This is a genomic window from Gemmatimonadota bacterium (assembly GCA_016719105.1).
Classification (GTDB): domain Bacteria; phylum Gemmatimonadota; class Gemmatimonadetes; order Gemmatimonadales; family Gemmatimonadaceae; genus SCN-70-22.
In genome coordinates this window covers 880,937-888,246 of the sequence record JADKAQ010000046.1, presented here as the reverse complement: position 1 = coordinate 888,246, position 7,310 = coordinate 880,937, and the positions used below count along the sequence as shown (strand labels likewise).

At 67.0% G+C, this 7,310-nt stretch carries 5 protein-coding genes and 1 pseudogene; all 6 read right to left on the bottom strand.

Annotated elements, in window-relative coordinates; genetic code table 11:
• Positions 1–193: hypothetical protein (locus IPN47_27675; GenBank protein ID MBK9411761.1), on the bottom strand; the 193-nt coding region annotated here is incomplete at its 3' end.
• A complete protein-coding gene (locus IPN47_27670; protein ID MBK9411760.1) occupies positions 193–975 on the bottom strand; it encodes an HAD hydrolase family protein in 783 nt (260 codons plus the stop codon). The genes IPN47_27670 and IPN47_27675, both read right to left, overlap by 1 nt.
• Complete coding sequence (locus IPN47_27665) at positions 975–2,471, bottom strand: family 1 glycosylhydrolase (GenBank protein MBK9411759.1); 1,497 nt, start codon at positions 2,469–2,471, stop codon at positions 975–977. Before IPN47_27665 ends, IPN47_27670 begins: the two co-directional genes overlap by 1 nt.
• Before the next feature lie 111 nt (positions 2,472–2,582).
• Positions 2,583–3,821: a cation:proton antiporter gene (locus IPN47_27660; protein MBK9411758.1), complete on the bottom strand. Its 1,239-nt coding sequence runs from the start codon at positions 3,819–3,821 to the stop codon at positions 2,583–2,585.
• 159 nt (positions 3,822–3,980) lie between these two features.
• Positions 3,981–5,308 (bottom strand): annotated as a pseudogene (locus IPN47_27655) (TldD/PmbA family protein).
• 112 nt (positions 5,309–5,420) lie between these two features.
• A complete protein-coding gene (locus tag IPN47_27650) occupies positions 5,421–7,046 on the bottom strand; it encodes a twin-arginine translocation signal domain-containing protein (protein ID MBK9411757.1) in 1,626 nt (541 codons plus the stop codon).
• Between the last annotated feature and the right edge of the window lie 264 nt (positions 7,047–7,310).

The window sequence follows — 7,310 nt, the reverse complement described above, 5'->3', positions numbered from 1 at the left end:
CCACGCGACGCAGCCGGCGCACGACGTCGTGCGGACGTTCGCGCGTGTCCCAGTTGTAGACGACGTCGATGACGGTGCCGCGTGGCAGGCGCGACTCACCTAACGACTCGAGCAGATGCGCCAGGTACGGCTCGCGCCGCGGTATGGTGAGGATGCTGAGCGTCCAGCGCGGGCGCGTGGGAACGAGGGCCATCAAACCTCCTGCAGTGCGGTCAGCTGGCGCAACACCTCGCGCCAGCCAGCGATCCCGGGGGTAGGCACGCACTCTGCGTCGGGGAGCGCACGCAGGGAAGGGTGCCATGTGCCGTCATCACGGCCGATCACGAACCGTCGGTCGGCCGCCAGCAAGAGCGAAACGTCGTTGTCGCCGTCGCCCACCGCTGCGGTGATGTCATAACGCTGGCCAAGCCCAGTCAGTGCCGACTGCAGAACCACCACGCCCCGCCCCTTGTCGGCGTCGCCCGTCACGGCGAGCCACGCACCACCCGACGCCACCGTCCATCCGTTGACACGGAGTGCCTGCGCGAGCGGCGCAAGCGACGCATCGCTCGCCCCCGGCACGGGGCGCAGCAGCACCGAACAGCGCCGCCCCAGCGTCGGCTCGACATCTGCCTGGTCGACATACGCGACACCGGCGGCGTGTGCTGCACTGCGCGACGCCTCTCGAATCTCGGAAGCCGGTCTCCCCACGTGCCGCACGCACCAGGTGCACCCGTCGATCTCCTCCTGTGTGCCATACGTGCGCAGCGACTCATGCCACGGCCACGCTACCACGGCGCCGTTCTCGGCGACGACGGGTCCCTGGAGGCCAAGGGCGCGCTGATTCTGCGACAACTCGAGCACCGTACGGCTCGAAACCAGAACCAGGGTCACTCGGGTGCCCGCCGCCCGTAGTTCACCGGCGCCGATCGCGTACTGCCCCGCACGATCGAGCAACGTCCCGTCGACGTCGGAAAGAAGGAGAATCGACCGCATTACCGACCGTACCCGTGAAGGGGAGCGATGTTGCGGGAGGCCACGTGCCCCGACTCCCGCGCCGCGAGGCACACCTCCCGATACCAGTGGGCCGAATGCTTCCACGTGCGACGCTGGGTCGCAAAGTCGACATGTACCAGGCCAAAGCGCGGCCGATAACCCGACGCCCACTCGAAATTGTCGTACAGGCTCCACGCGTGGTAGCTCCGCACGTTGGCCCCGGCGCGCAGCGCATCAGCGACCGCGAGAATGTGCGCCTGGTGATAGGTGATGCGTCCTGCATCGTGCACCACGCCATCGCTCGCGGGCGACTCGTCAAAGGCGCAGCCGCTCTCGCACACCTCGATCGGGATGGCCCCATAGTCGCTAGTGATCGAGAGCAGCACGTCGTGCAACGCGCGCGGCCAGATCTCCCACCCCATCGCCGTTCGCTTGCCTTCGCTGCGCCCGAACGCGTTCTCGATGCGCCGCACGTTGCGCACCGACGACGAGAAGTCGGCGTGCGCACCCGTGGTCCGCTCATCCGAGAGGATATCGAAGAGGAAGTACGGCAGGTCGGGGCGATTGTCGCCGCCGCTGCTCACGACCAGGCGGTAGTACGTGTTGACCCCGAGAAAGTCGAGCGGCGTGCGCATGCGATCGGCATCGTCGGCGCGCATCGCCAGCGCCTGTAGTGGCACACTATCGAGGAACGCCTGCGGATAGCATCCCTTCAACAGCGGGTCGAGGAAGAGATGATTGAAGACCGCATCGGCGTAGTCCGTGGCGGCGCGGTCGTCCTCGGAGTCGGTGGCCGGTTCGCAGGGAGCCATGGCGAAGACCGATCCGACGCGCGCGTCAGGGCGTGACGCCTTGGCCGCGGCAAACCCCTCGGCGTGCGCCATCGTGACGACATGCACCGCGCGCAGGAAGTCGACGACGCTTTGACGTCCCGGCGCGTATCGACCGAGCAGATAGCCGCGCGAAGTGAAGATGAACGGCTCGTTGAACAGCGCCCAATCGCGCACGCGGTCGCCCAGGGCATGCAGCATCACGCCAGCATAGTCCGCAAAGCGCGCACTGGTCTCGCGCGCGGCCCACCCGCCGGCATCTTCCAAGGCCTGCGGCAGGTCCCAGTGGTACAGCGTCGGGAATGGGCGAATGCCGGCCTCCAGCAGCCCGTCCACCAGCCGGTCGTAGAAGGCGAGCCCGGCGCGATTCACGGGGCCGGCTCCGCTGGGTTGAATGCGGGGCCAGGCGATGGAGAAGCGATAGCTCCCCACTCCAAGCGACCGCAGCAACTCGAGGTCGTCGTCGCGGCGTCGGTAGTGGTCGCACGCGAGCGACGCGTCCTCCCCACGCTCGATGGCGCCCGCGCGCTCGGCGAATGCCTCCCAGATCGACCGCCCACGCCCGTCGGCGTCCAGCGCCCCCTCAATCTGGTAAGCTGAGGTTGCCACTCCCCACAGAAAGTCTGCCGGAAAGCGGGCGGCGATCTCTCGTGCGCTGCTCGGCATCACCGTCGCAACGTATTGACGCGCGCCGCGGCCGGGAACCCCGGGCGAAGGTCGGAGCGCGACGCAGAGCCGGCGTCGCGGCGGCGCCGCGAGGGCCCGTGCACGCCGTCGTTATGTTCCGCGCCCATCGTGCCCTGCTCGTGGTGGCGACGAACGCTCGGACTGGAAGGCGGGCAGGTGGGGTGCGGTGGGCATGGTCGGCGCCTCGAACGCGAGCGGCGGCGTGTGCAGGAGCACCCCCGGGATCATCGTATTGATGATCGTGAAGACGACCAGGGCGCCGTACAATGCGACGGGGAGCGCATAACGCTCCTGCAGGATCCCGCCGATGACGAGCGTGAAGACGAGCGTCGGTACCAGCGCGAGCCCAACACGCCCGCCGCGCGGCCATGGCTCGTCCAATGAAGCCCGACGATGCGCGGCGACAACGAACGTCTTGAGCGGCACGAGCAGCAGCACCAACCCCACGCCGAGCGAGACGGAGTGCACGGTAAAGGTGTCGCGGGTGAGCCCGAGCCCGGCCTTGAAGAAGTAGAAGGGAATGAAGAACGAGGCAAAGAGCTGCACCCCGCCTAACAACTTCTCGGAACTCAGCGCGGGGATCTCGCGCCGCATGCGCACGGCACTCAACCCCACCACGAAGGCGCCCACGAGATAGTAGACGCCGAGCGTGCGCGTGATGTACGCGCACAGGAGCGCCACGAGGATGAGAAAGGTGAACTCCGTCCCGGGCGCGTAGGGGGCGATGGCGGTGGCGAAGACGCGAAAGACGACGGGAAGCACCATCACCATCGCGAAGAGCGCCGCGACGGAGACGCCCAGCGTACGAACGCTCGAGGACTGCACCACGATGAGCAGGATCACCAACGCGACGACCTCGGTGGCGATCGCCTTCGACTTGACCCAGAACTCGCCGGACTTGTCCAGCCCGAAGCTGGGCAACGAATCGAGGATGAAACCGGTCGAGGGCGTCAGGAGCGCGAGCGCATACAGCATGGCCGGGCGCGTCGGAAGCCCGAACACGGTGGCACAAGCGAAACTCCCGACCCCGAGCAGGACCAGCTGGATGACCACGTGTTGCGCCAACACCCACACCCCGTCCCGCAGCTCGTGGAAGTCCACTTCGAGCCCGGCGAACAGGAAGAGCGCGACGATTCCGAGCGTGGAGAACAGCTGGATGGTCGTATCATGGCCGAACAGGCCGAACCCCATCCCCGCCCCCGCCCCGAGTCCGAGCGTCACGATGGCGGCCGGGAGGCGAAAGCGCTGCAGGATGCGCGGGACGATGAACAGTCCCAGCACGAGCAGGCCGTACACGGCTTCGGGTGAGTCGAGAAACGAAGGGCGCACGCGCAGTCCCTGCGGGTGAACAGGAGGCGATGTCTAGAAGTCGCGTCGCGCCACGCGCAACGCAACCCTTGTCATTTCCCGCTCCCTTCGCCAAACGCACGACGGCGAGGGGTGTCGTGCGCTCCCCTCGCCGTCGTACTCACCCGCTGCGTACGGTTCTCAGATCGCGTCCGACAGCGACGTGAAGTTGAAGTCCCGCACCTTCACCGCCGGCACGACCACGGCCCCGCCCGCTTCCGTCCCGGCCAATCGCTCCGGCCGCCCGAGCATCTCCAGTTGTTGAGCATGAAGAGCGGCGAGTCGTTGAAGCGGAAGTTCTTCACCGCCTTGGTGATCTTCCCGTTCTCGATGAGGAAGGTCCCGTCGCGCGTGAGGCCGGTGTAGAGGATCGTGCGCGGATCGACCTCACGCAGGTACCAGAGGCGCGTGACGAGAATCCCGCGCGGCGTGGCCTTGATCATGTCCTCCACGCTCGACGTACCGCCGCTCATCAGGAAGGAAGTAGGCGCCCCGGTCGGTTGCACCCCCTTCTTCTTGGCCCAGAAGCGCGAGTAGTACAGCGTCTTGAGAACGCCGTCCTTGATGAACTCCTGCCGGCCTAACGGGAGCCCGTCGCCGTCATACGGCTGGGCGCGCACCATCGGGTCGAACGGGTCGGCGTACATGCTGATGCGCTCGTCGAGGATCTTCTCGCCGACCTTGGTCCCGCCCCCCTGCTTCACGAATGGCGAGCGCCCTTCGTCGGTGGCACGGGCGTCGGCGTAGAAGGCGATGAGCTGGCACAGGTCGCCCACGGCCTGCGGCTCCATGATCACCGTGTAGCGCCCCGGCTCCACCGCCACCGGGGTGCGCGAGGCGCGCGCCTTCTCGATGGCGCGGCGGCTCACCCCCGCGTAGTCCACCATACGCGCGTCGTTATGCTCGGCCCCGGCCCACCCCGAGCCGGTGCCATCCTTGGTGCGCGCCGTGATCGTGTAGTTGCTGCTCGTCCCGCGATGATAGGCAAAGAGTCCGGTGCTGGTACCGTAGGCGTTGAAGGCGGTCCGGTTCTCCAGGTAGCCGGCGGCGGTGAGGTCACCGGCGGCGCGGCATGGCTCCAGCGCCGTGAGCGCGATCTTCGCCCGCTCCTCGGCGCTCATGTTGGCCACGGAGGGGAAGTAGGCCTCCACCGGCTGGTACTGCTGCGGCGGGAGCTGCGGCATCGACTCGGGGTCGTCAGGCGCAAGCCGCGCGAGCTTCTCCGACTTCTCGACCATCGCCTTGAGCGCCTCGTCGGTCACCTCGTTGGAGGTGACGATGGCGTGCTTGGCGCCGAAGTAGCTCTGCACGCCGACCTGGAAGTCGCTCACGCCACCGGCGGTCGACATCTGGTTGTCGGCAAAGCGGACGTTGGTCACGTTGCCGCCAAAGATCTGCACCTCCACGGCTTCGGCCTTGGAGAACTTCTTGATGCGCTCGATGAGCGCCTGCGCGTCGCTCCGATCCATGATCGCCTCGTTCGCGGCATCGTACGGTCCCGTCGCGGTCGTACAGGCGGGCCGGCGCGGTGACCACTTCGCTGAAATTGTTGCGTCGCATGATGAAGTGCCGGGTTGGGGATCAGGCCTTCCGGCCGGTGTTGATGACGTTGACGTTGCGGAAGCGCGCGGGGACGGAGCCGTGACTCACGGCATTCACCTGTCCCGGTTGCCCCTTCCCGTCAAAGAACGATCCCCACACCTCGTAGCTCTTCTTCCCGCCGATCATGTCCATCGCATTCCAGAAGTCGGGGGTGCGCATCTGGTAGGCCACGTCCTTGAGCATCCCGACGATCTTCCCGCCCTTGATCTCATAGAAGAGCTGCCCCCCAAACTGCGCGTTGTAGCGCTGCTGGTCGATTGAGAACGAGCCGTCGCCCACGATCGCGATCCCCTTGTCGGTGGCGGCGATCAGGTCCTCGAACGACTGCTCCTTCTCTCCCGGCAACAGCGACACGTTCGGCATGCGCTGGAACTGCACCGAGCTCCAGTTGTCGGCATACGAGCAGCCGTGCGAGCGCGTGGGCTTTCCCTGCGACGTGTACCACGCGTCGAGCCAGCTCGCCTGCTCGCGCGTGGTCTGGTAGTCGTTGACTTTCCCGTTCTTGATGATCAGGAACTCGTCAGGCGCGACCCCTTCGTCGTCGTAACCCACGGTGGCCAGCGCCCCCGGCTGCGAACGGTCGCCCTGGATGTTCATGAACTCGGGGCCGTACTTGAACTTCCCGAGGAAGTCCTGCGGCGGTGCGACGAACGACGTGCCGGCGTAGTTGGCCTCGTACCCCATCGCCCGATCGAGCTCCGTGGGATGGGCGATCGATTCGTGGATCGTCAGCCACAAGTGCGACGGGTGCAGCACGAGGTCGTAGCGTCCCACGTCGACCGGCTTGGCCTTGAGCTTCTGGCTCGCCTCTTCGCCCCACTTGGTGGCGTTCTGGACGAGGTTCTGTTGCAGCACCCACTCCCAGCCGCGACCCACCGGTGGCATGGTGTTGCCGCGGTTCTGGAAGTCGGAGAAATCCGGGCTCACCGCCGTGAACTGCTGCTGGATCGCGCTCTGCACGATGGTCTGCGCGATCACCGAGCCGTCGGTGTTGGCGTAGTTGCGCTCCTGTTTGCGGAAGAAGAGGGCGCTGAAGACGTACTTCACGTTGGCCGCCTTCATCCCCGCCCCGTTGCTCTTGATCAGCAGGTCGGCCTTCTCCTCGACCGGGATCGTCCACGGATCGATCTCGTAGGCGTTCTTCCAGCTGGCGTTAGGCACCGCGGGCGCCGGTGCCAGCGTGATCATCCGGTCGCGCGCCACGCGATTGGCCTTGGCGATGGCCACGGCCTCCCGGGCGGCGGCCGCGACCCCGCCCGTGGTGAGGTCGCGCGAGGCGGCAAAGCCCCACGTGCCGTCCACCAGGGCGCGGATGCCAATCCCGATCGAGTCGGTGTCGACCACGTTGATGATCTGCTGCTCGCGCGTCACCACGAAGTTCTGCAGGTAGCGCCCGATGCGTGCATCGGCATAGCCGGCGCCGGCGAGCTTGGCGGCGTTGAGCGCCTCCATGAGGAGCGCCTTCACCGAGGCGTCCATCTCCGGGGCGGTCGCCACGTGGCGGACGCGCGGGACGGCCGCTTCGGCGGTGCGGAGCGCTCCCGAGAGCGCGACCGCGCCGGCCGCCACGCCGCCGGTTTTCAGGAAGTCACGTCGTGAGGTCATGTGCGGGGTGCGACGGGTCATTCGTTGGCTACGGCCACCTCCTCCCCCAGGGCGGGGGAGGGGGGCAAGTGCACAACGTACGGGAGGGAGGGGGGAGATGTGCCAGTCGGCTGGGACGAAGCGTAAGCGGCTGGTTTGAGTGAACCGCAGGGCCCCATGAGTGCCGACATCGGCAGTACCACCAGATCGGACCGGAGCTCGCGGGGCAATTCGGGATTTCGGGGCACTTTGGACGGGCTTTGTCGAAATCGGCCCTCGCGACGT